Below are 26560 nucleotides of genomic sequence, written 5' to 3' on the forward strand. Positions count from 1 at the left end.
CTGCACCGCTCTTCGGACCGTGCAAACGCCTGCGGAAGAAGCAAAGGGCCGGGTTGTCAGACGCTGATCGTCGCCTCGACCGCGCGGCGCCAGGCGGCGTATCTGGCGGTGCGCGTTTCCTCGGTGATCGCCGGGGTGAAGCTGCGCTCCAGCGCCCAGCCTTTCGCGAAAGCCTCCCTGTCCGGGTAGACCCCGGCCTTCTGCCCGGCCAGCCAGGCCGCGCCAAGCGCGGTCGTCTCCAGCACCTTGGGCCGGTCCACCCGCGCGCCGATGATGTCGGAGAGGAACTGCATGGCGAAGTCCGACGCGCTCATTCCGCCGTCCACCCGCAGCGTGGCCGAACCGGTCCCGTCCGTGCCCATGTCGGCCTGCATCGCGGTCAGCAGGTCGCGCGTCTGGTAGCCCACGCTTTCGAGCGCGGCGCGGGCGAACTCGGCGGGGCCGGAATTGCGGGTCAGCCCGAAGACCGCACCGCGGCAATCGGCATTCCAGTAGGGCGCGCCGAGTCCGGTGAAGGCCGGGACAAGCACGAGGTCCTGCGCCGGATCGGCCTGTTCGGCCAGGGCCTGCGTCTCGGCGGCGCCGCGGATGATCTTCAGCCCGTCGCGCAGCCATTGCACCACCGCGCCCGCAACGAAGATCGACCCTTCGAGCGCGTATGTCGGCTTGCCGTCAAGCTGGTAGGCGATGGTGGTCAGGAGGCGGTTCTGCGACCGGACGGGGGTGTCGCCGGTGTTCAGGAGCGCAAAGCAGCCGGTGCCGTAGGTCGATTTCAGCATGCCGGGCCCGAAACACGCCTGCCCGACCGTCGCCGCCTGCTGGTCCCCGGCGATGCCGAGGATCGGGATCGGACGGCCGAACAGGTCCGGCCGTGTCTCGCCGAAGTCGGACGCGCAGTCGCGCACTTCTGGCAGCATATCCATGGGGATGCCCAGCCGGTCGCAGATGGTCCGCGACCAGCGGCCCTTGCGGATGTCATAGAGCATGGTGCGCGCGGCGTTGGTGGCGTCGGTGAGATGCACCTTGCCGCCGGTCAGGTTCCACAAGAGCCATGTGTCGACCGTGCCGAAGACAAGCTCCCCCGCCTCGGCCCGTGCCCGGACGCCGTCGACGTTGTCCAGCAGCCAGGCCAGTTTCGTGCCGGAGAAATAGGGATCGAGCAGCAGCCCGGTGCGGTCGGTGACGACCTCTTCGAAACCTTCCGCCTTCAGCGTCCGGCACATGCCGGAGGTGCGGCGGTCCTGCCAGACGATGGCGTTGTGAACAGGTTTGCCGGTCTTGCGGTCCCAGACCAGCGTGGTTTCGCGCTGGTTGGTGATGCCGATGGCGGCGATGTCGGTGGTGCCGGCCTTCTCGATGGCGGCGCGGCAGGTGGCGGCGGTGGTGGCCCAGAGGTCCGTCGCATCGTGCTCCACCCAGCCGCTGGCGGGGAAATGCTGGGGAAACTCTTCCTGCGCGGAGGCGACCGCCGTCATGGATGCGTCGAAAACGATGGCGCGGGTCGAGGTGGTGCCCTGGTCGATGGCCAGAATATGAGTCATGACCGCCTCTCCTCAAAGCGATGTCGGGGCGCCGTTGCGGCACGTCATGCGGGGGAATACGGGAAGACCGGGGCCCGATCAGGGGCCCCGGTCGATGAGACGGCTTACTGCCAGGACTGGATCAGCTCGTCGTAGCTGACGGTCTTGGGCTCTTCGTCTTCGTTTTCGAGCTTCGGATAGGGCGCGCCCGGCTGTTCGAACCAGTACTCGGCTTCACGCTCCTCGTTCAGCTTCGGACCGATATCGCCCTGGATGCCGGCACGCTCCAGACGCTCGAGCACACGCTCCTGGTCGGCGCAGAGCGCGTCGAGGGCTTCCTGCGGGGTCTTGGCGCCGGACATGGCGTCACCGATGTTCTGCCACCAGAGCTGTGCCAGCTTCGGGTAGTCGGGCACGTTGGTGCCGGTCGGCGACCATGCCGTCCGTGCGGGAGAGCGGTAGAATTCCACCAGGCCGCCCAGCTTGTCGGCGCGCTCGGTGAAGCTCTCGTGCTGCACGGTGGACTCGCGGATGAAGGTCAGGCCCACGTGGGACTTCTTCACGTCCACGGTCTTGGAGGTGACGAACTGCGCGTAGAGCCATGCGGCCTTGGCGCGATCCTCCGGGGTGGACTTCATCAGCGTCCAGGAACCGGCGTCCTGATAGCCGACCTTCTGGCCTTCCTTCCAGTAGACGCCGTGCGGGGACGGTGCCATGCGCCACTTGGGCGTGCCGTCCTCGTTCATCACCGGCAGACCCGGCTTCACGGTGTCCGCGGTGAAGGCGGTGTACCAGAACATCTGCTGGGCGATGTTGCCCTGCGCCGGGATCGGGCCTGCCTCCGAGAAGGTCATGCCTGCGGCAGCCGGCGGCGTGTAGTTCTCCAGCCACTCGATCGCCTTGGTGACGGCGTAGACCGCCGCGGGCGAGTTGGTCGCACCGCCGCGCGCCACGCAGGACCCCACCGGCTGGGACTGCTCGTTCACGCGGATGCCCCATTCGTCGACCGGAAGGCCGTTGGGTTCACCCACGTCGCCCATGCCGGCCATGGACATCCACGCATCGGTGTAACGCCAGCCGAGCGAGGGGTCCTTCTTGCCGTAGTCCATGTTGCCGAAGATCTCGCCCTCGACACCCATGTGGCTGAGGTCGCGGCCGGTGAAGAACTCCGCGATGTCCTCGTAGGCCGACCAGTTGACCGGAACGCCCAGCTCGTAGCCGTACTTCTCCATGAAGTCGGCCTTGTTCTTCTCGTCGTTGAACCAGTCGTAGCGGAACCAGTAAAGGTTCGCGAACTGCTGGGTCGGAAGCTGGTAGACCTTGCCGTCCGGGCCGGTGGTGAAGCTGAGGCCGATGAAGTCCTCGAGGTCGAGACCGGGGTTGGTCACGTCCGCGCCTTCGTTGGCGATCCAGTCGGTCAGGTTGCGCACCTGCTGGTAGCGCCAGTGGGTGCCGATCAGGTCGGAGTCGTTGATGTAGGCGTCGTAGATGTTCTCGCCCGACTGCATCTGGGTCTGCAGCTTCTCGACCACGTCGCCTTCGCCGATCAGGTCGTGGGTGACGTTGATGCCGGTGATCGCGGTGAAGGCCGGGGCAAGCACCTGGCTTTCATACTCGTGCGTGGTGATGGTCTCGGACACCACCTTGATGTCCATGCCCTGGAAGGGCTGGGCCGCGTCGACGAAGAACTGCATCTCCGCCTCCTGCTCCTCGCGGGTGAGCGACGACATGTCGCCGATCTCCTCGTCGAGGAACGCGCGCGCGGCGTCCATGTCGGCAAAGGCCGGACCCGCAAGGATCAGCAGCGCTGCAGTGGTTGATTTCAACTTGTAGTTCATGTTCGGTTTCCTCCCATATCAGAACCGTTTTTATTCCGAGGATCTTGTGTTCCGTCGTGGCCGGGTCTCCTCGTGCCCCGGTCACTCAGGCCTGTGTCTACACCCAGCGGAAGACCGCGGCGGCGTAGACGAGACAGACGATGAGGGCGTAAGGCTGCGTGTCCGGCCCCACGAGGCCGAGCCACGCGAGATTGATGAAGGCCGAGCCGAGCAGCGTGATGAAGAGCCGGTCGCCGCGCGTCGTCTCGATCCTGAGGACGCCCATGCGGGGCCGTTCGGGAAACCTGATCGCCAGAAAGGTGAAGACGATCAGCAGCGACGCGATGACCATGAAGAAGATCGCCGTCGGCCAGGTCCATGCCATCCAGTCCATTGGAATACCTCCCTCTTTCAGGCTTACACACGGCCCAGGGCAAAGCCCTTGGCGATGTAGTTGCGGACGAAGTAGATCACGAGCGCGCCGGGCACGATGGTCAGGATGCCCGCTGCGGCGAGCACGCCCCAGTCGATGCCCGATGCGCCCTGGGTACGGGTCATGATCGCGGCGATGGGTTTTGCGTCGACCGTGGTCAGCGTGCGCGACAGCAGCAGTTCCACCCACGAGAACATGAAGCAGAAGAAGGCCGCGACGCCGATGCCGGAGGCAATGAGCGGCGTGAAGATCTTCACGAAGAAGGCGCCGAACGAGTAGCCGTCGATATAGGCGGTCTCGTCGATCTCCTTCGGGACGCCGCGCATGAAGCCTTCGAGGATCCAGACCGCCAGCGGCACGTTGAACAGGCAGTGCGCCAGCGCCACCGCGATATGGGTGTCGAAGAGGCCCACCGACGAATAGAGCTGGAAGAACGGCAGCGCGAAGACAGCCGGAGGCGCCATGCGGTTGGTGAGCAGCCAGAAGAACAGGTGCTTGTCGCCCATGAAGTGATAGCGCGAGAAGGCATAGGCCGCGGGCAGCGCCACCGCGAGGCTGATGACCGTGTTCATCACCACGTAGATCAGCGAGTTCACGTAGCCCATGTACCACGCCGGATCGGTGAGGATCGTGCGGTAGTTGTCGAGCGTCAGGTCCCGCGGCCAGAGCGTGAAGGAATTCAGGATCTCCGTGTTGGTCTTCAGGCTCATGTTCAGCAGCCAGTAGATCGGCAGCAGCAGGAACAGCAGGTAAAGCGTCATCACCACCGCGGAGCCGCTGGGCCGGAAGGGCTGGCGCGTCCTGGCCTTCGTGCGTTTTGCGGTCACGTCGCCCGGCAGGGACGCGGCACCGGGGGCGGAGGTCGTATCGGCCATCGGTCAGCCCTCCCTTTTGTCGAGGTTCGTCATCACGGTGTAGAACACCCAGGAGATCGCGAGGATCACGAGGAAGTACATCAGCGAGAAGGCCGCCGCCGGGCCGAGGTCGAACTGTCCCAGCGCCATCTTCACGAGGTCGATGGACAGGAGCGTCGTGGCGTTGCCGGGACCGCCGCCGGTGACGACGAAGGGCTCGGTGTAGATCATGAAACTGTCCATGAAGCGCAGCAGGATCGCGATCATCAGGACGCCCATCATCTTGGGCAGTTCGATGAAGCGGAACACCTTCCAGCGCGACGCCTGGTCGATCTTGGCTGCCTGGTAGTAGGCGTCGGGGATCGACTTCAGACCGGCATAGGCCAGGAGCGCCACGAGCGAGGTCCAGTGCCAGACGTCCATGACGATGATGGTGATCCAGGCCGCGACCGTGTCCTGCGTGTAGTTGTAGCTGATCCCGATGGCGTCGAGAGTGTAGCCCAGCAGGCCGATGTCGACGCGGCCGAAGATCTGCCAGATGGTGCCGACCACGTTCCACGGGATGAGCAGCGGCAGAGACATGAGCACGAGGCACAGGCTCGACCAGAAGCCGCGCTTGGGCATGTTGAGTGCCACGAAGATGCCCAGCGGGATCTCGATCGCGAGGATGATGGCCGAGAACATGAGCTGGCGCCCCAGCGCGTTCCACATGCGCTCGGAAGAAAGCATTTCCTCGAACCATTCGAGACCGGCCCAGAAGAACTGGTTGTTCCCGAAGGTGTCCTGAACGGAGTAGTTGACAACCGTCATCAGCGGGATGACCGCCGAGAAGGCGACCAGCAGCAGGACGGGAAGGACAAGGAACCAGGCCTTCTGATTGACTGTCTTATCCATCACGCGGCCTCCCCTGCCGGTACGCTCCGCCCGAGGGGGGCGACACGCCAGTCGTTGGCGTAGACGTTGACGTGGTCCGGATCGAAGACGACGCGGTTCATGTCTGTGCTGACCTGCTCGTCCTCTCCGGCGATGATGTTGATGTCGTGGCCGAAGACCTCGGCCCGGATGATCTTGTGACGGCCCACGTCCTCCACCCGGTTCACGGTGACCGGCAGCCCCTCCGTCTGGCTGAGGCGGACGTATTCGGGGCGGACACCGATCTCCACCCGCCCGTCGAGCGGCCCGTAGCCATGGGCGAGCGGGATGCTGGCGCCGTCGAGATGGGCGGTGGAGCCCTCGACCCGCGCCGGGATGACGTTCATGCCGGGCGAGCCGATGAAGTATCCGACAAAGGTGTGCTCGGGCCGTTCGAAGAGTTCCTCGGGCGTGCCGATCTGCACCACGCGCCCGTCGTACATCACCACCACCTTGTCGGCAAAGGTCAGCGCCTCCGTCTGGTCGTGGGTGACGTAGATCATCGTGTGGCCGAAATCGTGGTGCAGCTTCTTGAGCTGCGTCCGGAGCTCCCACTTCATGTGCGGGTCGATGACGGTCAGCGGCTCGTCGAAGAGCAGCGCGTTCACGTCCTTGCGCACCATGCCGCGCCCGAGGCTGATCTTCTGCTTGGCATCCGCCGTCAGGCCGCGGGCCTTCTTCTTCAGCATGTCCTCCATGCCGATCATGCGGGCGATTTCCTGAACGCGCTCAGCGACATAGGACTCGTCCCGCCCCCGGTTGCGCAGCGGGAAGGCAAGGTTGTCCTGCACGGTCATCGTGTCGTAGACGACCGGGAACTGGAACACCTGCGCGATGTTGCGCTCTGCCGTGGGCGCGTGTGTCACATCCTGCCCGTCGAACAGGATGCGGCCCTGGCTGGGATGCAGCAGGCCCGAGATGATGTTGAGCAGCGTGGATTTCCCGCAGCCCGAGGCGCCGAGCAGCGCGTAGGCGGCGCCGTCGTCCCAGTCGTGGTTCAATTCCTTCAGGGCAAAGTCGTCCTCGCCCGTCGGGTTCGGCAGGTAGGAGTGGGCGAGGTTGTCGAGCGTGATCTTGGCCATTGTCCCCTCCCTCAGGCTGCCAGCGCGTAGGCGGCGGGTGCGACGAGATTGCCGTCTTCGCCGAAGATGTAGATGTGGCGCGGGTCGAGCCAGACGCTCAGTTCCTCGCCAAGCGACAGGTGGTGAACGCCGTGGATCAGGCCGACCCAGCGCTCGCCGTGGTGGTCGAGATGCACGAAGGTCTCCGATCCGGTCAGTTCGGTCACGCCGAGCGTCGCCTTGAACTCGATGGCTTCGGCGGCGTGGCGCATGATTTCGAGGTGGTTGGGCCGGAAACCGGCCGTGTAGCGGCCATCGGGCAGCGTCGCGATCTGGCCCGTGGCCGGTGCGGTCTGACCGTCGCCGAACGCGATCTGGTTGCCGGTCTTGGTGATCTGCAGGAAGTTCATCGGCGGATCGCTGAAGACGCGCGCCGTCGTCGCATCGACCGGCTGGCGATAGACCGAGGGTGTCGGGCCGAATTGCGTGATCCGCCCTTCCCAGAGCGTCGCGACGTGGCCGCCCAGCAGAAGCGCCTCTTCCGGTTCCGTCGTGGCGTAGACGAAGATGCTGCCCGATGCCTCGAAGATCTTCGGGATCTCGACGCGCAATTCCTCGCGTAGCTTGTAGTCGAGGTTGGCCAGCGGCTCGTCCAGCAGCACCAGCCCCGCGTTCTTCACCAGCGCGCGCGCCAGAGCGCAGCGCTGCTGCTGCCCGCCGGACAGTTCCAGCGGCTTGCGGTCGAGCATCGGGCCGAGCTTCATCATCTCGGCGGTCTCGCGCACGCGGCGGTCGATCTCGGCCTTGTCGGCCCCCATCAGCTTCATCGGGGACGCGATGTTGTCGTAGACGGTCATCGACGGGTAGTTGATGAACTGCTGGTAGACCATGGCGACCTTGCGGTCCTGCACGCGCTGCCCGGTCACGTCCTCGCCGTTCCAGAACACCTTGCCGGTGGCCGGCACGTCGAGCCCGGCCATCAGCCGCATCAGAGACGTCTTGCCCGAAAGCGTCGGCCCCAGAAGGACGTTCATCGTGCCCTTTTCCAACGTCAGGTCGGTGGGGTAGATGTGCGTCTGCCCCTCCACGATCTTGGACACGCCCTTCAGTTCCAGCGTCATCCGGTCCTCCTCGTCATTCGGCCGCCGCAGAGGCGCCGCGCCGGTTCTGCGTCATCCATGTGTTCAGTTCCTCGATCTGCGCGCGATCCAGCCGGAGCCCCAGCTTGTTTCGGCGCCAGACCACGTCTTCGGCGGTGCGGGCAAATTCGCGGTCCATCAACCAGTTCACTTCCGCCTCGGTCATCGTGGCGCCGAAGTCGCGGCCAAGGTCCGTGGCCGCCTTCGCGTCGCCGAGGACCTTTGCGGCTTCGGTGCCGTAGGCCCGGACAAGGCGCTTCGCCCAGAAGTCGGTCAGGAAGGGATATTTCGCCTTCAGCGCGCCGATCTGGTCCGCCACGCCCGTCACCGGGAAGTCCCCGCCCGGCAGCGGAACGCCCGCCGTCCATGCGCCTTTTGTCACCGTCAGTTGCGCGCCGATCTTCTCGAGCGCGCTTTCAGAGAGGCGGCGATAGGTGGTGATCTTGCCGCCGAAGATGTTCAGCATCGGCGCGCCGGTGCTGGTGTCGACCTTCAGCGTGTAGTCCCGAGTCGCCGCCGTGGCGCTGCTGGCCCCGTCGTCGTACAGCGGACGCACGCCGGAATAGGTCCAGACCACATCGTCGTCGGTCAGGTCCTTGCGGAAGTAGTGGTTGGCGAAGTCGATCAGGTAGCGGCGTTCTTCCGGCGTGCATTCCGGCTTCACCGACGGATCTTCGTGTTCGGCATCGGTGGTGCCGATCAGGGTAAAGTCGGTCTCGTAGGGGATCGAGAAGATGATCCGCCCGTCCGTGCCCTGGAAGAAGTAGCACTTGTCGTGGTCGTAGAGACGCCTGGTGACGATGTGGCTGCCGCGCACAAGGCGGACGCCCTCGCGCGAATTCACCCGCACCTTGGTCTGGATGATGTCGCCAACCCACGGCCCACCCGCGTTCACCAGCATGCGGGCCTTGTGCGCCCGCGTCTCGCCTGTCTCGGCATTGACCGTCTCGATGTGCCAGAGACCGTCTTCGCTGCGGGCCGACTGGACCTTGGTCCGGGTCAGGATCTCTGCCCCGCGCGCCGCCGCGTCTCGGGCGTTCAGCACGACCAGCCGGGAATCCTCGATCCAGCAGTCGGAGTATTCGTAGGCCTTCTCGAAGCGGTCCTCCAGCGGCGCGCCTTCGGGGGCGGAGCGCAGGTCGACGGTCGAGGTGCCCGGCAGGATCTTACGGCCGCCAAGGTTGTCGTACATGAACAGGCCCAGCCGGATGAGCCACGCCGGACGGCGGCCCTTCATCCACGGCATGAACAGGCTGAGCAGCTTCGAAGTCGGCGTCTCCGACTCGAAGCGCATGTCCTTGTGGTAGGGCAGCACGAACCGCATCGGCCAGCTGATGTGCGGCATGGCGCTCAGCAGCACCTCGCGCTCGATCAGGGCTTCGCGGACCAGTCGGAACTCGAAGTACTCGAGGTAGCGCAGACCGCCGTGGAACAGCTTGGTGGAAGACGAGGACGTGGCAGAGGCGAGATCGTTCATCTCCGCCAGGGTCACAGACAGGCCGCGGCCCGTGGCATCGCGTGCGATGCCGCATCCGTTGATGCCGCCACCGATGATGAAAAGATCGGTAACCGTATCGGCTGCGGTCTGCGTCACGCGATTCCTCCCCTAATGCGCGTATCTTCATCATTTATGTTCACAAAGCGCACGCCATGCAAGCGTTTTCTTTCGCTTTTGTTCGTTTTGAAATTCTTTGACTGTCCAAGGACTTACCATCGCGGCCCTGTCCGGCGCGCAGATGGACCGCTACAAAACGAAGGTTGAAGGTTGCGAAATTGCGCGTTTGAGGCGACGTTTCCGGAAGCGTCTGCCGATGGTCAGGCAGACCGCGAAGTTGCCATTCGAAAGAAACGAACGTGTCCCAAACATTCCGCCATCCGGAGATTCTCGACATCGTGCGCCGCGACGGCAAGGTCACCGTGGACGGGCTGGCCGCGCATTTCGGCGTGACCCTGCAGACCATCCGCCGCGACCTGACCGACCTCGCCGAAGCCGGGCGGCTGGAACGGGTGCACGGCGGCGCGGTCCTGCCCTCGGGGACGACCAACATCGAATACGGCGAACGGCGGTCGCTCAACCGCGAGGCCAAGCGCGCCATCGCGCTGGCCTGCGCCGAACAGGTGCCCAACGCCATCTCGCTGTTCCTGAGCATCGGCACCTCGACCGAAGCCGTGGCGGAGGAATTGCTTCATCACGAGAACCTCATGGTCGTCACCAACAACATGAACGTGGCCAACATCCTTGCCGCGAACCCGCGGTGCGAGATCTTCCTGACCGGCGGCCAGTTGCGCCGCGCCGATGGCGGTCTGGTGGGCAACCTGGCGGCAGAGACCATCCGGCAGTTCAAGTTCGACCTGGCGGTGATCGGCTGTTCGGCGCTGGACCGCGACGGCGACCTCTTGGATTTCGACATTCAGGAGGTCAGCGTGAACCAGGCCATCCTGCGCCATTCGCGCAAGACCTTCCTCGTGGCGGACCAGACCAAGTTCGCCCGGACGGCCCCGGCGCGCATCGCCTCCCTGTCGGATGTGGATGCGTTCTTTACCGACAAGCCCCTGCCGCCAAGCCTTGCCGCGCAGTGCAAGACATGGGGAACACGGGTCGTCACGCCGAAGTGACGCGACGGGCTGCCCTGCCCCACTGACGGGCGTTCAACTCGTTCAGTTGGCGGATTTCGCGGCCAGCCCGATCACATCCTCGCGCTCGTCGGGAATGACGTGCCGCAGGCCGCTGAGCGTGGTCCGGTAGTGGTCCGCCAGGAGGTCGCAGGCCCGGTCCGGATCGTGCTCCAGCACCGCGTCCAGAAGCGCCTGATGTTCGGCGGCCGCCCCTTCGCGCCGCGCGCGGCTGGGGTTGGTGTTCATCGACAGGTTCCGGTAGCGCACCGCCTGATCCATCATCGTCGAACAGAAGTTCAGCAGCCAGGACGACTCGCAGCGCGACAGCAGGAGCAGGTGGAACTCCTTGTGCCGCTCTTCCCATTCCTCCGCCGCTTCGCGCCCGGCCTCCGCCGGAAGACGTCGATGGGTGCGGGTCAGCCGGTGACAGCTGACGACCAGCGCCTCTTCCCAGGCCTCGTCGCCGTTGGCCATCGACTCCCGCAGGGCCAGCGTCTCCAGCCAGATCCGCGTCTTCACCAGTTCCTCGAGGTTGGCCATCGAGATGGCGGTGACGAAGAAACCCCGGTGGCTCTTGCGCTCCACCAGCCCCTCCGAGGACAGGCGGTTGAGCGCCTCGCGCAGCGGCACGGAGCCGATGCCGTAGCGCGACGACAGGACATCCACCTGGATCTTGTCGTTGGGGAAAAGCTCTCCGTTCAGGATATCGCGGCGGACCAGGTCATAGGCCTGTTCCGACAGGTTCCTGACGTCGTGTGCCTTTCCCTCGTGTGCGCTCATTCAGCCGATACCTCCGGGCTTGGACGACTTGTTCCAGAAGACGAAGTAGCGCTGCATCCAGACCACGGTGAAGTAGAGCGCGAGGCCGAGAAGGCTGAGATAGAGGATCAGCGCGAAGACCCGCGGCGTATCGAGCTGGCTGGCCGATTGCCGGATCAGCGCGCCGAAGCCCTTGCCGCCGCCCAGGAATTCGCCGGTGATCGCCCCCGCCATGACACCCACGGCCGCGATCTTGAGACCGGTGAAGATGTAGGGGAGACCGGTCGGCAGCTTCAGCCGGATGAGGGTCTGTATGCGGCTTGCGCCCATGGACTTGAAGAGCATCCGTTCGTTGTCGGTTGCCGCATATAGGCCAGCGGCCGTCGCAACCACAATCGGAAATGTCGCGATGAAGGCGGCCAGCGCGACCTTCGAGGCGATGTCGAAACCGAGCCAGGCAATGAACAGCGGCGCAAAGGCGACCTTCGGCATGGTGTCGATGGCGACGAGGTAGGGCATCACCGCGCGCTCGCCGAACTTCGTCTCGCCGACGAGGACGCCCAGCGAAAACCCGATGCTCACCGCGATGGCAAAGCCGTAGAAGACGGTGCGCGTCGTGGTCCAGAGCGCCTCGAGCATGTAGCCGCCGCTCAGGAGGTTCTCGCCGACAAAGCCCAGGTCCGCGAGGGTTTCGGCAGGCGTCGGCAGGATAATGGCAGAGACCCAGCCCATGCGGGTAACGATGTCCCAGATGCCGACCACCAGAACAAAGAGGAAGGTCATCGCCACCCAGCGCGGGATGCGGTCGATGAAGGCTTCGCGTTCTTCCCAGACGGTGTCTTCCAGCTGGTAGGCGTTGGTGGTGTCGGTCATTCGTGGGCCTCCTTCCCGAGGAGTTCGCGGATATGGGCGACGATCTCGCCGAACCTCGGCGTGTTGATCATTTCGAGCGTCCGGGGGCGCGGCAGGTCGATGCGCACGTCCTCCATCACGCGTCCGGGCCGCGCCGCCATGACGAGGATGCGGTCCGACAGGATCACCGCCTCGTCGAGCGAGTGCGTGACAAGGAACGCGGTCGCGCCCCTTTCCTGGCAGATGCGCTGCAGCTCCATGTTCATGAAGTCCCGAGTGAGTTCGTCCAGCGCGGAGAACGGCTCGTCGAGCAGGAGCATCGCCGGATCGGCCACCAGCATCCGGCAGATCGAGGCGCGCTGCGCCATGCCGCCGGACAATTCGCCGGGATAGACATCCGCGAAGTCGCCGAGGCCCACCAGTTCGAGCAGGTCCATGGCGCGGGCGCGGGCGGCTTTTGCGGCGCCCCTGCCCTCGCGGATCTCGATCGGCAGCACGATGTTCTCGATCGTGGTCTTCCAAGGCAGCAGGGTCGCCTGCTGGAACATCATGCCGATGTCGGGCCGGGGCCCGAGCACGGGCCGCCCGTCGAGAACGACGCGGCCCGTGGTAGGGGGCACGAGCCCCGCCATGATCTTGAGGAGTGTCGACTTCCCGCAACCGGACGAGCCGATCACGGAAACGAACTCCCCCTTGTGAATCTGAAGAAACACATCGGAGAGTGCCGTCACGCTGTTGCTGGCATACGTCTTCGACAACCGTTCGATCTGATAGACCGGCTGGGTCTGGTGAACGGTAAGGTCCGGTCGGATCGGGCGAGGCTCGGCCATTGGCATCAGGAGTTCCAGACCGGCACGAACTCGTTGGTGTAGACCGCCGACAGGTCCTCCAGCGGCTCGGACAGGGCGCCCGAGGCGACGGCGGAATCGTGGATCGCCTGCCAGTGCTCCGGCGGCTGGTAGCCGTAGCCCTTGTCGATGAAGGCGTCCGTGGGTGTCATCCGGTCCACCACGCCGTCGAACAGCGAGGAAGCGTATTCCTGCTCGGCCTCCTGCGGGTTGCCCGCGGCGCAGTGCGCAAGGCAGGTTTCCTTGTTGGCCGGGTCCGAGGCGAAGACGGTGCCGCGCACCAGTGCCCGACCGAAGGCCGGTGCCAGTTCCGGCATTTCCGCCATCTGGCTTTCGAGCATGGCGATGCCGTTGCCGAAGAAACCCAGGTATTCCTCAGGGGTGATCTCGCGCAGGTTCAGGCCGCGCGCCGCGAGGATGGCCGCATCCGACACCGCGCCCGCGTAGGAGTTGACCTCGTCCCGCAGGAACGCCACCGCAGCCGTGCCGCCGTCACCGACCGGCAGGTAGGTGAAGTCCTCGCCCGGCGTCATGCCCAGATCGGCCATGATGGCGCTGGTGAAGGAGACCTCCGCCCCGTCCGCCGTGCCGACACCGATCACCGTGCCCTTCAGGTCCTCGGGCGTCTGGAAGGTGCTGTCTTCCTTGACCAGAAGGCCGAAGACCGACTTCGGATAGAGGTTGTACAGGAACTTCACGTCGACGCCGCGGGACCGCGCACCGAGCGTCGGCCCCGGTCCGGGGGCGCCGACATGCGCCTGACCGGCGGTCATCGCCTGCAGCACGGCGGACGATCCGTCGATGGCCTCGAGCGTCGGGGTAAAGCCTTCCTCCTCGAAGTAGCCCTCCCCCACGGCGACCCAGTAGGGCAGCCAGGTCAGCGCCGACGGGTTCGGCACGGCAAAGGTGATCGCGGTCTGCGCCCGGACGATGGCGGGGGTGCCAAGGGCCGCGACGGTCGCACTGCCAAGCGCAAGCTGGCCGAATCCGCGGCGGGTGATGTGACGTCTTTTGGTCATCAGTTTTCTCCTCCCAGTCGGCTGTTCTCCGCATCGATGGATTCGCGCGGACCAGCCAGATTTGAGGTTATACGATTCTATCCCCATCTCAAAATATTATAAAAAACGTCTCGAATGCCGGTTTATTATCTTGAACTGGAGCGGCATCCGCTGAATCCTGAGACAAGCGCGAGTCGCCGGCCGCCTTTCGCGGCGTCGGCAGCGCAGGGTACGAGGAGGACGTCCATGACCACTTTCGCCGTTTCGCCCCCAGAGGAGGCGTATCTCGACATCACCGGGTCGGAAGAGAAATTCCCGGTGCGCCGCATCTACTGCATCGGCAAGAACTACGTGGCGCATATCATCGAGATGAACGCCGACGAGCGGGACCCGCCGGTGATCTTCATGAAGCCGCGGGATGCGATCGTCCGGAACGGCGGGGAAATCCCCTACCCGGTGTTCACCACCAACTTCCATTACGAGACCGAGCTGGTCGTGGCGCTGAAATCCGGCGGCTACAACATCGCGGAGAAGGACGCCTCGGACCACATCTTCGGCTATGCCGTGGGCCTCGACATGACCCGCCGCGACCACCAGGCCGAGGCGCTGGCCAAGGGCCTGCCCTGGGAAGTCACCAAGGCCTTCGACAAGTCCGCCCCCATGGGTCCTGTCACCCGCGTGGAGGACACCGGCGTGATGACCTCCGGCCACGTGAAACTTAAGGTGAACGGCGAGACGCGGCAGGATGCCGACATCTCCCTGCTGATCTGGAAGATCGACGAGATCATCTCGAAGCTCTCCGAGCAGCATGAGCTGAAAGCAGGCGATATCATCATGACGGGCACGCCCGCAGGTGTTGGCGCCGTGGTGTCCGGCGACGTGCTGGAATGCTCGGTAGACGGGTTGGAGCCGATGAAGGTGACGATCGGCGCCCCCGCCGCCTGAACCGAAACCGGAAAGGAGACTGTCATGGCGAAAATCGCGATCATCGGAACCGGGCGCATGGGCACGGCCTTCGCCAGACGGCTTCTCGAAACCGGCAACGACGTCGTGGTCTGGAACCGGACCACGGAGAACACGGCGGCCGCTTCCGATGCCGGGGCGGAAGTGGCCGAAACGCTGGACGCCCTCAAGGGCAGCGACGCGATCCTGTTGTCACTGACCGACGCGGAAGCGGTCGGTGCGGTTGCCGAACAGCTTTGCGCGGGCGGCCTGTCGGGCCAGCTGGTCATCGACACCTCCACCCTGCTGCCGGACGACACCCGGCGCATCGCCGAAACCTTCACCGCCGCCGGTGCGGACTACGTGGACTGCCCGGTCGGCGGCACCGTGGGACCCGCGCTGAAGGGCCAGCTTCTGGGCATGGCGGGCGGCACGGAGGCGGGCTTTGCCAAGGCGAAACCGATCATGGAGCAGCTCTGCAAGCGGGTGGAGCATCTCGGCCCCGCAGGCTCCGGCGCGCACATGAAGCTGGCGGTCAACCTGCCCCTCGCGATGTACTGGAAGACCCTTGCCGAGGCGCTGACCCTGCTTGAGGACAGCGACATCCCGAACGATGTCGCCATCTCGATGATCGCGGACAGTTCCGCAGGGCCGGCCGTCCTGAAGAACCGCGCGCAGGTGGTGATCGACACGCTGAACGGCACGGACCAGCCGGGCACCTTCGACCTGAACGGGTTGATGAAGGACCTCGGGCTGGCGCTTCAACGCGCCGCGCTCAAGGAAAGGCCAATGCCCTTGTCGGAGGCCACGCGCGCGGGCTACGAGAAGGCAATTGCGGCGGGCCTCGGCGGCTGCGACGGCGCGAGCCTGACGAAATTCCTTCTGGATCGGTGACTTGGACATACTAGCCAACCAAACAGTATTGATAGAGATTGCGGCGGCGCTCGTTCTGGCGGGCGCCGCCATAGGTTTCCTGGCCGGTCTCTTCGGCGTCGGCGGCGGGGCGATCTCCGTCCCCGTCTTCTACGAGATCTTCGGCGTGCTCGGGTATCCGCCCGAGGTCGCGATGCCCGTCGCCGTGGGCACCTCGCTGGCCGTCATCATCCCCACCTCCATCGTCTCGGCCCGCGCGCACAACGCGAAGGGCACGCTCGACATGGCGATCCTGAAGACATGGGCGGTGCCGGTCCTGATCGGCGTGATGCTCGGCTCCTTCATCGCGCGCTACGCCGCGCCGGAGGTCTTCCAGGCCGTTTTCGTCATCATCGCCACCGTCAACGCGGTGAAGCTTTTGCGCAAGGGCAAGAGCTGGCAACTGCGCGACACGCTGCCCGGGCCATTGGTCATGCGGCTGGGCGGTGGCGGCATCGGCCTCGTCTCGGCGATCATGGGAATCGGCGGCGGCGCGGTGTCGAACCTGTTCCTCACGCTGCACGGCGTGCCGATCCATCGCGCGGTCTCGACCTCTGCGGGCGTGGGCGTGCTGATCGCCATTCCGGGGACCATCGGCTACATCCTTGCGGGGATGGGCAAGGACGGCCTGCCGCCCGCATCTCTGGGCTTCGTCTCGCTCGCCGCCTTCGCGCTCACCATCCCGACATCGCTGCTGACCACCCGTTTCGGCGTGGCCATGGCGCACCGGATGGAGCGGCGCTCGCTCGAACTGGCCTTCGGCACTTTCCTTGCGCTGGTCGCGTTACGCTTCCTCTACGCGCTGTTCGCCTGACCGCTGCGGGTCACGGCGTCCGCGCCGTGACCTCTTCAACGCAGGCGCTGATCTCGCGCATCATGACCTTGGACACGGTGGTGCAGATCCGCGGCAGGGTGCGTTTCACGCTGAGCGCGAGGCTGATCGACTGGCTGCGGACCTGCGCGTCGGAAATCGGGATGGCCACCATGCTTCCGCTCGTCAGCTCCGCCGCCGCGTCCAGTTGCGACGTCAGCGCCAGATGCGTTCCCGCCCCCACGAGCTGTTTAAGCAGTTGCAGCGAATTGGTGACCACCGGAGGCTGCGCATCGGCGAAGAGCCAGGTATGGCGCGCCTCCAGCATCCGGCGAATGGCGAGCGCGCGGCTCTGCACCACAAGCGGATAGGCCCGCACCTCCTTGATCTGGATCGACGCGCGTGACGCCGCCGGATGATCCGGCGCGCAGACACAGACCAGCGGCAGGTCGGCCGACCACAGGATGTGCAGGTCCCGCGTCGGACGCAGGTTGAACCCAAGCACAAGGTCCGCCAACCCGTCGACTACGGCCGCCACCGCATCGTCGGGGGTCATGATCTCCACCTCGACCTGCACCCTTGGAAACTCCTCGGCGATGGCGGCCAGGATGCGCGGCAAAGGCCCGTTGGCGAGGCTGTCCATCGTCGCCAGCCGGACAAGCCCTAGGTCGATCCCCTGCATCTGCTTCACGTCCGACAGGATGGCGTTCTCATCCGCCCGCCAGCGCCGCGACAGGACGATGAACATCTCGCCCGCCGCCGTCGTCTCCATCCCCGTGCTCTGGCGGTCGAAAAGCTGCAGGTCCAGCCGGTCCTCCAACAGCTTGATCTGCCGGTCGATGGCCGACGCGGAAATGCCGAGCGCCCGCGACGCCGCCTGGATCGAGCCGTTCTCTGCCACCGCTTCGACGTAGCGCAGGACGCGGGGCACGAGGTGCAGGGACATTGTCACGCCTATCCTAATTTTTCGAATGGAGTGTGGCTTTTTATATTATGGAAAGCAACGCCGCGAATCTTCTAACGTCGGTGTCAGGAAACAACGGACATCTTCATGACACCCGCTCTCAACACGCTGAACACGGTTCGGCGCGAACAGGCACTTGCGGCCATTGCGCCCCTTGTCGAACGCTCGCCCTGGGTGGCCGAGGCCGCCGTCGACCTGCGCCCCTTCGCCTCTGACGAGGCGCTTGCCGAGGCGCTGGTGGAGGTCATCCTGACCGCCTCTCCGGAGCAGCGGCTGGCGCTGTTCAACGTGCATCCCGAACTGTCGGGCACCGAGGCCACCGAGGGCCGCATGACCGCCGAAAGCACCTCTGAGCAGGGGCGGCTGGGCCTGATCGGATTGCCCGGTGACGAGGCCCGGCGCCTCGATGCGCTGAACGCCGCCTACCGCGCGCGCTTCGGCCATCCGTTCATCATCGCGCTGCACCGGGTGCCGGACCGCGCGACGCTTTTCACGATCTTCGAACGGCGCCTGAAGGCGACCCACCTCGAGGAACACACCACCACGCTGGCCGAGATCGCTTCGGTGATCCGGTCGCGCTGCCGCAATGCCTTCGGCGCGGCGGACCAGACGACCCGGAACGATCCCTCAACCTCCCTCCCGGAAACAGAAACGCAGGAGAACTCCCAATGAAACGCCAGATCTTCGCCCTTGCCACCTCCGTCCTCGCCCTTGCCGCCGCGGCGCAGGCCGACACCATCCGCGTCGCGGGCAACTTTGCCACCGATCACTCCTCCTCCGTCGCGATGGAGACCTTCGCCGAGAAGCTGGCAGAGCTGTCGGGCGGCGAGTTCGACGTGAACCTCTTCCCCGCCCGTCAGCTGGGCGGCGCGGCCGAGAACGTGCAGGCGGTGAAGCTGGGCGCGGTCGAGATCATCTGGGTCGGCACCGCCTACCTCACCCGCACCGTGCCTGAACTGGAAATCGTCGGCCTGCCCTTCCAGTTCGAGACCCGCGAAGACGCCTTTGCCGTGGTCGACGGCCCTGTGGGTGACGCGCTGGACGAGAAGCTGGCCGCGCAGGACATCATGTCGCTCGGCTACATGGAGCTCGGCTTCCGCCAGCTCACGAACTCCGTCCGCCCGATCGAGACGCTGGAGGACATCGCCGGGCTGAAGATCCGCCTTCAGCCGAACGAGACGCACCTTGCCACCTTCCGCGCGCTGGGGGCGAACCCGCTGGCGATGGACGTGAACGAGCTTTACTCCGCGCTCGAACAGAAGGTGATCGACGGACAGGAAAACCCGTTCTCCATCATCCAGGTCGCCGGTTATCCGGAAGTGCAGGAATACGTCTCCAACACCGGGCACTTCTTCGACTTCATCTCGGTCGTGGCCAACAAGAAATGGTTCGACGGCCTCTCCGAGGAAAAGCAGGGCTGGGTGACGGAGGCGATGGACGCCGCCGTGGCCGAGCAGCGCGTGCTGGCCGCCGAGCAGGACGGGGCCGCGCTCGACAAGATCGTCGAGATGGGCATGACCTACACCGAGGTTTCCCCGGAACTGGCGGCCGCCCTGCGCGAGACCGTGGCAGGCGTCGCCGCCGAGACCAAGGCCCGCCTCGACCCGGAACTGGTGGAACTGCTGGACGCCCAGACCTCCGGCGTCTCGAACTGACACCGATGAAGACGATCGTTCCCTCGATCCTTGCGCGCGCCGACAGTGGCGCGCGCCTTGTCGCGATCCTCGCGGCAGCCATCATGGTCTGCGTGGTCACCGCACAGGTGGTCATGCGCTACGGCTTCAACGCCTCCTTCGACTGGGCGGACGAGGTGTCGCGCCTCGCCTTCGTCACCACCATTTTCCTCGCCATCCCGCTTGGCATCCGCGACGGCACGCATGTGGGCGTGGACCTGATGGTCGACCGCCTGCCCTTGCTGCCCCGGCGCCTTGTCCGCCGTTTCACCAGCGCGCTTGGCGGGGCGATGCTGCTGATCGTCACCTGGGCCACCTTCGACGTTGCCGCCGCCACCTGGACCGAGCGCATGGGCGCCATCGACATCACTTCCTCTGTCTTCTTCTTTCCCGTCATCGCGGGCGCGCTGCATTCGGCGCTGCACCTGCTGCACATGGCGGTCGACCCGGACACCCCCCTGCCATGAGCCTCGCCGTCATCGCCTGTTTCTTCGTCCTGGGGTTCCTCGGGATGCCGCTCGCCTTTTCGCTGGGCTGTGCCGCGCTGTTCGGCCTGTGGCTGGCGGGGTTCGATCCGTCGATCATGCCGAGCCGCATGATGAACGCGGTCAACTCCTTCCCGCTGATGTCCATCCCGCTTTTCATGATCGCCGGAGAGCTGATGCTGAAAGGCGGGATCATGGACCGGCTGGTGGACTTCGCCAACGCCTTCATCGGGCGGATGCGCGGCGGGCTGGCGCAGGTGTCGATCATCGCGGGCGCAGGGCTGGCCTCCGTCTCGGGCGCGGCGGTGGCGGATGCTTCCGCTCTGTCGTCGACCTTGGTGCCCTCGCTCAAGAAGCAATACGGCCTTGGCTTTTCTTCGGGCGTGGTGGCGGCTGCCGCCAACCTCGGCCCGATCATCCCGCCGTCGGGCGCGATGATCGTCTATGCCTTCATGGCGGGGTCCACCGTTTCGGTCGGCGGGCTGTTCATGGCAGGCGTCGTGCCCGGCCTCATCCTGTTCCTGACGCTCATGGCGCTCTGCTGGTTCATCTCGTGGAAGCGGGACTACCCGCTTGTCGGCGACGGTTTCACCTTCCGCAACGCCCTGCGCCAGACGCGGCGGTCGCTCATCGTCTTCATGATGCCCGTGGTCGTCATCGGCGGCATCGTCGCGGGCGCCTTCACACCGACCGAGGGCGCGGCCATCGGCGTGTGCTACGCAATGGTCATCGGCTTCTTCGTCACCGGCAAGCTTAAGGTCTCGGACCTGCCGGGCGTGCTGCTGACCGCCGCCAAGACCACGGCCATGGTCGGCGCGATGATCGCCTTCGCCTCCACCGTGACCTTCCTTTTCACCATCGACCTGCTGCCTATTAAGCTGGCCGGCGCGATCAAGGGGCTGACCGACAGCCCGATGGTCTTCCTGCTGCTTGTCGCGCTGATGATGCTGGTGGTGGGCATGTTCCTTGAATCGAACGCCGCCAACATCATGCTGGTGCCCCTGTTCCACCCCATCGCCCTGCAGTTCGGCATCGACCCGTTGCACTTCGGCTTTCTGTTCGTGCTGAACCTCGTGATCGGGATGCTGACGCCGCCGGTGGGCGTGATCCTCTTCGTGGTCTGTGGCATCACCGGCGTGAAGATGACGGAACTGGTACGCGAAAGCTGGCCCTTCATCGCTGCGATGTACGCGGTGCTGTTCCTCTGCATGATCTTCCCGGGGGTGGTGACGGCCCTGCCGCGCGCCATGGGCTACTAGGCCCCCGGTCAGTCCCCGCGGAAGAAGCGCGTCAACGACGGGTCCAGTCCGGTCATCGCGATCCCGGAAGGCCGGGCAAGACCACCGGCGGAGGCCTTCGGTAGACCCAGCCGGTGGATCATCTCGGCCATGCAGACCGCCGCGCCCACGGGCGAGACCACGGGCACCGGCACCTCCGGCTGGATACGGGCGGCCATCCCCTCCATCGAGCCTGCGCCAAGGACGATGACATCGGCGCGGTCCTCTTGCACCGCGGCCAGCGACAGGGCAATGGCCGCCGCATCGCCGCGCGGCTGGTCCTCGGTCAGTTCCGTCCCGGTCAGGCCGACGTCTCGGATCGAGACGACGCGGTCCGACAGCCCGGTGGCGGCCACCGTCTCCTCCGTCATCCGCCGCGCGGGCGCGCCGATGGACAGGATCGAGAGCGCCTGCCCGAGCAGCGACGCCGCCGCCAGCCCCGCCTCGCCCGTGGCGATCAGCGGCACCGGGCACATTTCCTTCGCCGCCGCCGTGACCGCCGGCACGATGAAGGCCCCGACAATCACCACGTCATGGCCGTCGTAGTGCCGGGCCAGCGCCGACAGGAGCGCGTGACCGGCCACTGCCGCCTCCCCCCGGGTGGCGATATAAGCCGATCCGAAGGGGGCCGAGCACACGTCGATCACCGTATCTGGCGCGGCGATGCGCCGGGCCTCAGCCGCCATGACCCCGGCCATGGCCTCCGACGTGTTGGGGTTGGCAAAGAGGATGCGCATGGATCACCCGACCGCCAGCGCCGGATCCGCGAGGACCGCGTCGTAGATCTCGGACGGGGTGGCACACCAGACGCCGTCCGTCCCCGCCACCTCGGCCAGCGCCTGGGCCACGGGCCGCAGCCGCCACGGCTGGCCGGATATGAAGCTGTGCAGCACGACGCTCATCACAACCGGGTGCTTCGATGCCAGCAGTTCCGCCGCCTCGTCCCGGATCATGGCGGCAAAGCTGCGCGCGTCCGCCTGGCGGCCGATCATGGTGGTGCTGTCGTTCAGTTCCGCGGCGTAGGGGATGCTCAGCAGGCGCCCCGCCCCGGCCCTAAGCCATACCGGCTGGTCGTCCAGCCGCAGGTCCAGCAGGTATCGGTAGCCCGCGCCCTGAAGGCTGGCCAGCGAGGTCGGCGTATGCGCCAGCCAGGGCGAGGACCAGCCGCCGGGCGCGGCCCCCTCTTCCGCGGCGATACGCGAAAGGACCCCGGCGACATAGCCCGCCTCAGCCCCTTCGGGCAGCGCCGTCAGGCTGTCGGAGTTGGAGCGCCCGTGGCCCACGATCTCGGCCCCCGCGGCGCGGGCGGCGGTCAGGACCTCGGGCGCCTCGTCATAGACATCGGTGTTCAGAAGCACCGCCGGGCGGATGCCCACGGCGGCCAGCCGGTCGAACAGGCGAAACGCCCCTGCCCGGTTGCCGTAATCCCGCCAGGCTGTGTTCACGAGGTCGGGCGCGGCACCACGCGGCAGGATATCCTCCGTCATGCCATCGTCGGGCCGGTAGCTCTCGACCCCTACCGCCACCCAGAGCGCGACCTGCGCGCCGTTGGGCCATGTGCCTGCGTGGCGCGCAGGAAGCGCGGAATAGGACCACGGCAGGGTCATGCCAGTCCCCTTGTCAGCTTGCGGGTCATGCCGACATCGCGCAGAGCCGCGCGGTCGTGCATCGCGCGATAGACCGGCAGCAGATCAGACACTTCATCCGCAGCACGGCGCAGGATCGGAGCCATCCCGCCGAAGACCTCGCGCGCCTCGGCCAGCAGCGCAGCCTCGTCCACCGACGTGACGCACCCGCCTTCCGCCACAACGCGGCCCGCCACCATGGTCAGCCGCACCGAGCTGCCGTTCTCCACATGGACAAGCTGGCGGATGATGTCGTTCATCGGCAGGAAGGCCAGCGACGAAAGGTCGACGAGGATCAGGTCCGCCGGTGCGCCCGCGTCAAGTGTGCCAAGGCCGGGACGGCGCATGACCTCTCCGCCGCCGACCGTCGCCGCGTGCAGCACCTCGCGCGCCGTGGGCCAGCGGTCCGGATCGTCGCCGGACAGGGTATGGATCATCCCTGCGGTCTTCATCACCGACCACATGTTCACCGCGTCGTCGGCGATGGCCTCGTCCACGCCGAGCGAAACGGAAATTCCGCGGTCCAGCATCTCGCGCAGGGGCATCACGCCGGAGCCGAGCCGCAGGTTGCTGATCGGGTTGTGCGCCACCTTCGCCCCCGCCGCCGCGATCAGGTCGAGGTCCGCGCCGTCGACCCAGATCGCATGGATCACCTGCATCCGGTCGGACAGGAGGCCCAAGTCATGCGTGTATCGCACAAGGGACCGTCCGCCGAACTTTTCGTGGCCGAGGACGCGCTGCAGCTTTGTCTCCAGCATGTGGGCAAAGACCGGCAGATCGTGCTGGCGGCTCAAAGCGTCGAGTGCGGCGAAATAGTCCGGGCTGACACGCTGCGGCGCCGAGCAGGAGACCGCAGCACTGATGCGCCCCTCTTCTGCCCCGTGCCAGCGCCCGATCAGGTGGTCGTAAAGCGCCAGCAGGTCCTGCGCGCCCAGCTTCGGACGGCGCGCCAGTTGCGGACGCAGGTGCGCGGGTGCCAGTTCGTCGAGGAAGGGCAGCTTTTCCAGCTCCGACAGTTCGGGCTCGTCCAGGGCCAGCGTCGCGCGGATGCCACTGTCGGCATAGGCCTGCGCCACGGCATCGATGATTTCGGGCGTGGGTTCGGGGACGAAGAAGCAGTCGTCCATCACCGCCGTCGTCCCGCCGCGCAGCATCTCGATACAGCCGAGCATGGTGCGCAAATAGGCCTGCCGGGGCGTCGGGCGCAGCGTCTCCAGCGCCGGGCTCTCGTAGAGCATGAAGAGTTCGAGCGGCAGGCAGGGCAGACGCCCCTTCATGTGGTTCACGGACGAATGGAAATGCGCGTTGACCAGACCGGGCATCAGCAGGTCGCCCTTGCCGTCGATGACCGTCGCGCCGGGTGGCACGGTCAAGGCGTCGCCGGAACCGACGATCCGGCCATCGGTCACCAGAAGGGCCGTCGCCGCGGTCATCCCGTCGTCGCTCTCGCGGTCGAGCAAGTGCACGTTCCGGAACAGCGTGCTGGTCATGACGGGACGTCTCCGGCGATCAGCCGGGTCAGGGCCGGGGAAAGGCCTATGGTTTCGGCAATGGGTGTCGGGCGAGTGGGCAACGCTGCGCCCTTTGCGACACGCTCGACGCTGAGCGCCACCGCCGCCGCCCCGTCGCTGACCGGAATGGCGACGCGCGGCGCGAGGCGCGCGGCCATGCCGACGATGGCCGCGCCGAGTATGACCGCCGCACCGGCCCCGGCCTCCGCCAGCCGCTCCACGGCCGCCAAGACCGCCTCGTCCCGTGCTTCGGCGATCAGGTACTCCGCCCGGGTGGCGAACTCGATCACCTCCCATGCGACAGGCGCGTATCCGTAGCCGTCGAGAAGATGCTGGTAGAGCGGCAGGCTTGACGCGCCGAAGATCACCACGCCGACCGGCGCGTCCCCTGCTGCGGCCAGCGCCGCTTCCGTCAGCCCAGTGACCGGCACCGGCAGCAACTCCGAAAGGGCGCGCAGGGCCGTGTCGAAGGAGATGGCGAGGATCATCCCGTCAACCCCCTCCGCATGTCGGGCGGCGAGTTCCAGCGCTGCATGGGCGGCGATCAGGTTCTCTGCCTCCGTCGTCACGATGCGCGCGCCAAAGCCGCCCGTGACGCCCTCGACCGAGACGCCGGGCGGCGCGATGCGCAGGGCTTCGGCCACGAAGGCCTCGGTCACCTCGGCCGAGGTGTTCGGGTTCAGCGCCAGCAGCCGCATCACAACAGCCCCGGGAAGATCGCGATCAGTGCCACGACCGCGAGGATGCAGGCGAGAAACGGCAGCACGCCGAGGATGACCGTGCCGACCTGCCCCCGTCCGCGCACGCTTTGCGTGACGTAGAGGTTCATGCCCACGGGCGGCGTGATCAACGCCAGTTCGCACATCATCACGAGGAAGATGCCGAACCACACGCTGTCATAGCCAAGGTGCGTGACCACCGGCAGGACGATCGGTATCGTCGCGATCATCATCGCCAGCGCGTCGAGGAAGCAGCCGAGGATCAGGTAGAGCACCACCAGCAGCATCAGCATCGTGACCGGGCCGACCTCCAGCCCCGAGACGAAGGCCGAGACCTGCGCAGGGACGCCCAGCACCCCGAGGATGAAGTTCAGGTAGAAGGCCGCCACGAGGATCAGCAGCGTCATCGCCGTGGTCGTCACGGTCGACAACATCGCCTCGCGCAGCATCGGCCAGGTGAGGGAGCGGTAGGCGCCCGTGAGAATCAGCGCGCCCACGACACCCACGCCCGCGGCCTCGGTCGGGGTGGCGAAGCCGAGGTAGATCGACCCCATCACCAGCACGAAGATCGCCAGCGGCGGCAGGAGGTCGCCCAGCCGCTTGCGACGCTCGGGCCAGGGGGCCATGCGCTCGGGCCGTCCGGCGACGGCGGGGTTCAGGAGGCTCGCCACGATGATCACGCCCATGAAGGCCAGCGCCAGCACGATGCCCGGCAGGATGCCTGCAAGGAACAGCGCCCCGATGGAGGTGTTGGTGATCGCGCCGTAAATGATCAGGTTGATCGAGGGCGGGATGAGAATGCCCAGCGTCGCGCCCGATGCCACGCTGCCGGCCACCCAGGCTTCGGAATAGTTCTGCCGGCGGAAGGTCGGGAAGGCCACCGTTCCGATGGTCGCCGCCGTGGCCACGGACGAGCCCGAGATCGCGGCAAAGACCGTCGAGGCGGCGATGTTGGTGTGCAAGAGCCCCCCGGGCAGCGGCCGTGTCCAGTCGGCCAGCGCGCGGTACATCCGTTCGGTCACGCCGCCCCGGACAAGGATCTCTCCCATCAGCACGAACAGCGGAATGGCGACCAGCAGGAAGTTGTTCAGCGTGCCCCACATCATCGTCCCGAAAGGCCGCAGCATCGCGTCCCCGAAGAACAGCCACGCGCCGGTCAGCGCCACGATGAACAGCGCCGTCGCAATGTGCTGTCCGATGAACAGCAGGAACAGCAGCAGGCCGAAGCCGATGGCCGCGCCTTCAATTCCGAGCATCGTCGCTCTCCCCGGTGTGGTCGATATAGTGGCCGACTTCCTCGTCGACGGTGGGCGGGCCATAGCGTGCCTCGACGGCGCGGGGATCGGTCCGCAGCAGCCAGAGCCCATGCGCAGTGGTCAGGCAGGCGACCAGCGCGAAGATCGCCGTCCCCGCCACCCAGATCGCCTGCGGCACCCAGAGCGGCGTCTGCAGCGGCGTGTTCGTGACCGCGCCGAAGCGCATCGTCTCAGACAGCTCGCCCCAGGCGTGCCACGTCATGAACAGGCCAAGCGCCGCGATGGTGGCCTGCGCCAGCACATGCAGCGCGGCGCGCAGGCCAGGCGGGAACATCCGCAGGAAGATGTCGATCTTCGGATGCCCCCGGTTCAGCAGCGTCAGGGACAGGCCGAGCGAGCCGACGAAAGCCAGCACGTAGCCGCCCAGTTCATCCGTGCCCTGGATCGAGACGCCGAAGACGTCCCGCCCGATGATGTCGATGAAGATCAGCACCGCGAGGACGAGGACCGACGCACCCGCGACAAGCGCGAGTGCGAAGGCCAGTCCCCGGGCAACGCCCAGCGTCCGGAGCATGA

Annotated in this window: 26 protein-coding genes and 1 pseudogene; 8 read left to right on the plus strand and 19 right to left on the minus strand. The window is 66.2% G+C overall.

Going from position 1 to position 26560, the window contains the following annotated elements:
* Positions 1–56: 56 nt before the first annotated feature.
* The 8 genes from glpK to glpD all read right to left on the minus strand — a co-directional run bounded on the left by glpK (position 57) and on the right by glpD (position 9330).
* Entirely contained in the window at positions 57–1541 is a 1485-nt protein-coding gene (gene glpK / locus ACU0DV_RS24005) for a glycerol kinase GlpK (RefSeq protein ID WP_100929531.1), read from the minus strand.
* A gap of 104 nt (positions 1542–1645) precedes the next feature.
* Positions 1646–3358: an ABC transporter substrate-binding protein gene (locus ACU0DV_RS24010; RefSeq protein WP_100929530.1), complete on the minus strand. Its 1713-nt coding sequence runs from the start codon at positions 3356–3358 to the stop codon at positions 1646–1648.
* A gap of 97 nt (positions 3359–3455) precedes the next feature.
* Complete coding sequence (locus tag ACU0DV_RS24015; RefSeq protein WP_370316128.1) at positions 3456–3731, minus strand: DUF2160 domain-containing protein; 276 nt, start codon at positions 3729–3731, stop codon at positions 3456–3458.
* 23 nt (positions 3732–3754) lie between these two features.
* Positions 3755–4645, minus strand: a complete 891-nt coding sequence (locus ACU0DV_RS24020) for a carbohydrate ABC transporter permease (RefSeq protein ID WP_198521734.1) — start codon at positions 4643–4645, stop codon at positions 3755–3757.
* A gap of 3 nt (positions 4646–4648) precedes the next feature.
* Positions 4649–5518 (minus strand): carbohydrate ABC transporter permease, encoded by an 870-nt coding sequence (locus ACU0DV_RS24025; protein ID WP_100929527.1) that lies wholly within the window; start codon positions 5516–5518, stop codon positions 4649–4651.
* Positions 5518–6618, minus strand: coding sequence for an ABC transporter ATP-binding protein (locus tag ACU0DV_RS24030; RefSeq protein ID WP_446240652.1), 1101 nt, complete (start codon positions 6616–6618; stop codon positions 5518–5520). Before ACU0DV_RS24030 ends, ACU0DV_RS24025 begins: the two co-directional genes overlap by 1 nt.
* Positions 6619–6629: 11 nt before the next feature.
* Positions 6630–7718 carry an ABC transporter ATP-binding protein gene (locus ACU0DV_RS24035; protein ID WP_370316127.1) on the minus strand — a complete coding sequence of 363 codons (1089 nt, stop codon included), beginning with the start codon at positions 7716–7718 and terminating at the stop codon, positions 6630–6632.
* A gap of 13 nt (positions 7719–7731) precedes the next feature.
* Positions 7732–9330 (minus strand): glycerol-3-phosphate dehydrogenase, encoded by a 1599-nt coding sequence (gene glpD, locus ACU0DV_RS24040; RefSeq protein ID WP_446240651.1) that lies wholly within the window; start codon positions 9328–9330, stop codon positions 7732–7734.
* A 260-nt stretch (positions 9331–9590) separates the two neighbouring features.
* Here glpD and ACU0DV_RS24045 point away from each other — a divergent pair, with 260 nt between their 5' ends.
* Complete coding sequence (locus tag ACU0DV_RS24045; RefSeq protein ID WP_100929523.1) at positions 9591–10352, plus strand: DeoR/GlpR family DNA-binding transcription regulator; 762 nt, start codon at positions 9591–9593, stop codon at positions 10350–10352.
* A 42-nt stretch (positions 10353–10394) separates the two neighbouring features.
* On the opposite strand, the gene ACU0DV_RS24050 is transcribed toward ACU0DV_RS24045, so the two are convergent.
* From ACU0DV_RS24050 to ACU0DV_RS24065, 4 genes are read right to left on the minus strand one after another with little or no spacing between them, the layout of a single operon-like run.
* Entirely contained in the window at positions 10395–11132 is a 738-nt protein-coding gene (locus ACU0DV_RS24050) for a GntR family transcriptional regulator (protein ID WP_100929522.1), read from the minus strand.
* Entirely contained in the window at positions 11133–11984 is an 852-nt protein-coding gene (locus ACU0DV_RS24055; RefSeq protein WP_100929521.1) for an ABC transporter permease, read from the minus strand.
* Positions 11981–12799: an ABC transporter ATP-binding protein gene (locus ACU0DV_RS24060; RefSeq protein ID WP_100929520.1), complete on the minus strand. Its 819-nt coding sequence runs from the start codon at positions 12797–12799 to the stop codon at positions 11981–11983. Before ACU0DV_RS24060 ends, ACU0DV_RS24055 begins: the two co-directional genes overlap by 4 nt.
* Positions 12799–13830: an ABC transporter substrate-binding protein gene (locus ACU0DV_RS24065; RefSeq protein ID WP_100929519.1), complete on the minus strand. Its 1032-nt coding sequence runs from the start codon at positions 13828–13830 to the stop codon at positions 12799–12801. The genes ACU0DV_RS24060 and ACU0DV_RS24065 overlap by 1 nt, the downstream gene beginning before the upstream one ends.
* 225 nt (positions 13831–14055) lie before the next feature.
* Here ACU0DV_RS24065 and ACU0DV_RS24070 point away from each other — a divergent pair, with 225 nt between their 5' ends.
* The 3 genes and pseudogenes from ACU0DV_RS24070 (at position 14056) to ACU0DV_RS24080 (ending at position 16477) form a co-directional block, all read left to right on the plus strand.
* Positions 14056–14754 (plus strand): fumarylacetoacetate hydrolase family protein, encoded by a 699-nt coding sequence (locus ACU0DV_RS24070; RefSeq protein WP_370316124.1) that lies wholly within the window; start codon positions 14056–14058, stop codon positions 14752–14754.
* Positions 14755–14775: 21 nt separating this feature from the next.
* Positions 14776–15645, plus strand: a pseudogene (locus ACU0DV_RS24075) (NAD(P)-dependent oxidoreductase); the annotation flags it as partial.
* Position 15646: 1 nt separating this feature from the next.
* Entirely contained in the window at positions 15647–16477 is an 831-nt protein-coding gene (locus ACU0DV_RS24080; RefSeq protein ID WP_446240650.1) for a sulfite exporter TauE/SafE family protein, read from the plus strand.
* Positions 16478–16487: 10 nt separating this feature from the next.
* Here ACU0DV_RS24080 and ACU0DV_RS24085 read toward each other — a convergent pair whose 3' ends face one another.
* Positions 16488–17420 carry a LysR family transcriptional regulator gene (locus ACU0DV_RS24085; RefSeq protein WP_446240649.1) on the minus strand — a complete coding sequence of 311 codons (933 nt, stop codon included), beginning with the start codon at positions 17418–17420 and terminating at the stop codon, positions 16488–16490.
* A gap of 105 nt (positions 17421–17525) precedes the next feature.
* Between ACU0DV_RS24085 and uraD the strand changes: the two genes are divergently transcribed.
* Genes uraD through ACU0DV_RS24105 form a run of 4 tightly spaced genes read left to right on the plus strand, consistent with a single transcriptional unit; the run spans position 17526 to position 20855 of the window.
* A complete protein-coding gene (gene uraD, locus ACU0DV_RS24090) occupies positions 17526–18110 on the plus strand; it encodes a 2-oxo-4-hydroxy-4-carboxy-5-ureidoimidazoline decarboxylase (protein ID WP_446240648.1) in 585 nt (194 codons plus the stop codon).
* Positions 18107–19093, plus strand: coding sequence for a TRAP transporter substrate-binding protein (locus ACU0DV_RS24095; protein ID WP_283980989.1), 987 nt, complete (start codon positions 18107–18109; stop codon positions 19091–19093). The genes uraD and ACU0DV_RS24095 overlap by 4 nt, the downstream gene beginning before the upstream one ends.
* A gap of 5 nt (positions 19094–19098) precedes the next feature.
* Entirely contained in the window at positions 19099–19578 is a 480-nt protein-coding gene (locus tag ACU0DV_RS24100; protein WP_283980990.1) for a TRAP transporter small permease, read from the plus strand.
* On the plus strand, positions 19575–20855 hold the full coding sequence (locus ACU0DV_RS24105) for a TRAP transporter large permease (protein ID WP_446240647.1): 1281 nt from the start codon (positions 19575–19577) through the stop codon (positions 20853–20855). The genes ACU0DV_RS24100 and ACU0DV_RS24105 overlap by 4 nt, the downstream gene beginning before the upstream one ends.
* Before the next feature lie 8 nt (positions 20856–20863).
* On the opposite strand, the gene ACU0DV_RS24110 is transcribed toward ACU0DV_RS24105, so the two are convergent.
* From ACU0DV_RS24110 to ACU0DV_RS24135, 6 genes are read right to left on the minus strand one after another with little or no spacing between them, the layout of a single operon-like run.
* Positions 20864–21610, minus strand: coding sequence for an aspartate/glutamate racemase family protein (locus ACU0DV_RS24110; protein ID WP_446240646.1), 747 nt, complete (start codon positions 21608–21610; stop codon positions 20864–20866).
* Positions 21611–21613: 3 nt separating this feature from the next.
* Positions 21614–22480, minus strand: coding sequence for a polysaccharide deacetylase family protein (locus ACU0DV_RS24115; RefSeq protein WP_446240645.1), 867 nt, complete (start codon positions 22478–22480; stop codon positions 21614–21616).
* Entirely contained in the window at positions 22477–23988 is a 1512-nt protein-coding gene (locus ACU0DV_RS24120) for an amidohydrolase family protein (RefSeq protein ID WP_446240644.1), read from the minus strand. The genes ACU0DV_RS24115 and ACU0DV_RS24120 overlap by 4 nt, the downstream gene beginning before the upstream one ends.
* A complete protein-coding gene (locus tag ACU0DV_RS24125; RefSeq protein ID WP_446240643.1) occupies positions 23985–24707 on the minus strand; it encodes an aspartate/glutamate racemase family protein in 723 nt (240 codons plus the stop codon). Before ACU0DV_RS24125 ends, ACU0DV_RS24120 begins: the two co-directional genes overlap by 4 nt.
* Positions 24707–25984 (minus strand): TRAP transporter large permease, encoded by a 1278-nt coding sequence (locus tag ACU0DV_RS24130; RefSeq protein WP_100929506.1) that lies wholly within the window; start codon positions 25982–25984, stop codon positions 24707–24709. Before ACU0DV_RS24130 ends, ACU0DV_RS24125 begins: the two co-directional genes overlap by 1 nt.
* Positions 25971–26558 (minus strand): TRAP transporter small permease, encoded by a 588-nt coding sequence (locus ACU0DV_RS24135; RefSeq protein WP_446240642.1) that lies wholly within the window; start codon positions 26556–26558, stop codon positions 25971–25973. Before ACU0DV_RS24135 ends, ACU0DV_RS24130 begins: the two co-directional genes overlap by 14 nt.
* Positions 26559–26560 lie beyond the last annotated feature (2 nt).

The sequence above is a fragment of the Sagittula sp. genome (assembly GCF_052825245.1).

Excerpts from the sequence above, each read along its gene's own strand:
- ACU0DV_RS24110 (WP_446240646.1), bottom strand. The coding sequence starts at position 21,610 with ATGCGCATCCTCTTTGCCAACCCCAACACGTCGGAGGCCATGGCCGGG.
- ACU0DV_RS24130 (WP_100929506.1), bottom strand. The coding sequence starts at position 25,984 with ATGCTCGGAATTGAAGGCGCGGCCATCGGCTTCGGCCTGCTGCTGTTC.
- ACU0DV_RS24060 (WP_100929520.1), bottom strand. The coding sequence starts at position 12,799 with ATGCCAATGGCCGAGCCTCGCCCGATCCGACCGGACCTTACCGTTCAC.
- ACU0DV_RS24115 (WP_446240645.1), bottom strand. The coding sequence starts at position 22,480 with ATGACCCTGCCGTGGTCCTATTCCGCGCTTCCTGCGCGCCACGCAGGC.
- uraD (WP_446240648.1), top strand. The coding sequence starts at position 17,526 with ATGACACCCGCTCTCAACACGCTGAACACGGTTCGGCGCGAACAGGCA.
- glpK (WP_100929531.1), bottom strand. The coding sequence starts at position 1,541 with ATGACTCATATTCTGGCCATCGACCAGGGCACCACCTCGACCCGCGCC.
- ACU0DV_RS24030 (WP_446240652.1), bottom strand. The coding sequence starts at position 6,618 with ATGGCCAAGATCACGCTCGACAACCTCGCCCACTCCTACCTGCCGAAC.
- ACU0DV_RS24010 (WP_100929530.1), bottom strand. The coding sequence starts at position 3,358 with ATGAACTACAAGTTGAAATCAACCACTGCAGCGCTGCTGATCCTTGCG.
- ACU0DV_RS24095 (WP_283980989.1), top strand. The coding sequence starts at position 18,107 with ATGAAACGCCAGATCTTCGCCCTTGCCACCTCCGTCCTCGCCCTTGCC.
- ACU0DV_RS24055 (WP_100929521.1), bottom strand. The coding sequence starts at position 11,984 with ATGACCGACACCACCAACGCCTACCAGCTGGAAGACACCGTCTGGGAA.
- ACU0DV_RS24135 (WP_446240642.1), bottom strand. The coding sequence starts at position 26,558 with ATGCTCCGGACGCTGGGCGTTGCCCGGGGACTGGCCTTCGCACTCGCG.
- ACU0DV_RS24020 (WP_198521734.1), bottom strand. The coding sequence starts at position 4,645 with ATGGCCGATACGACCTCCGCCCCCGGTGCCGCGTCCCTGCCGGGCGAC.
- ACU0DV_RS24070 (WP_370316124.1), top strand. The coding sequence starts at position 14,056 with ATGACCACTTTCGCCGTTTCGCCCCCAGAGGAGGCGTATCTCGACATC.
- ACU0DV_RS24085 (WP_446240649.1), bottom strand. The coding sequence starts at position 17,420 with ATGTCCCTGCACCTCGTGCCCCGCGTCCTGCGCTACGTCGAAGCGGTG.
- ACU0DV_RS24015 (WP_370316128.1), bottom strand. The coding sequence starts at position 3,731 with ATGGACTGGATGGCATGGACCTGGCCGACGGCGATCTTCTTCATGGTC.
- ACU0DV_RS24100 (WP_283980990.1), top strand. The coding sequence starts at position 19,099 with ATGAAGACGATCGTTCCCTCGATCCTTGCGCGCGCCGACAGTGGCGCG.
- ACU0DV_RS24120 (WP_446240644.1), bottom strand. The coding sequence starts at position 23,988 with ATGACCAGCACGCTGTTCCGGAACGTGCACTTGCTCGACCGCGAGAGC.
- ACU0DV_RS24065 (WP_100929519.1), bottom strand. The coding sequence starts at position 13,830 with ATGACCAAAAGACGTCACATCACCCGCCGCGGATTCGGCCAGCTTGCG.
- ACU0DV_RS24105 (WP_446240647.1), top strand. The coding sequence starts at position 19,575 with ATGAGCCTCGCCGTCATCGCCTGTTTCTTCGTCCTGGGGTTCCTCGGG.
- ACU0DV_RS24035 (WP_370316127.1), bottom strand. The coding sequence starts at position 7,718 with ATGACGCTGGAACTGAAGGGCGTGTCCAAGATCGTGGAGGGGCAGACG.
- ACU0DV_RS24125 (WP_446240643.1), bottom strand. The coding sequence starts at position 24,707 with ATGCGGCTGCTGGCGCTGAACCCGAACACCTCGGCCGAGGTGACCGAG.
- ACU0DV_RS24050 (WP_100929522.1), bottom strand. The coding sequence starts at position 11,132 with ATGAGCGCACACGAGGGAAAGGCACACGACGTCAGGAACCTGTCGGAA.
- ACU0DV_RS24025 (WP_100929527.1), bottom strand. The coding sequence starts at position 5,518 with ATGGATAAGACAGTCAATCAGAAGGCCTGGTTCCTTGTCCTTCCCGTC.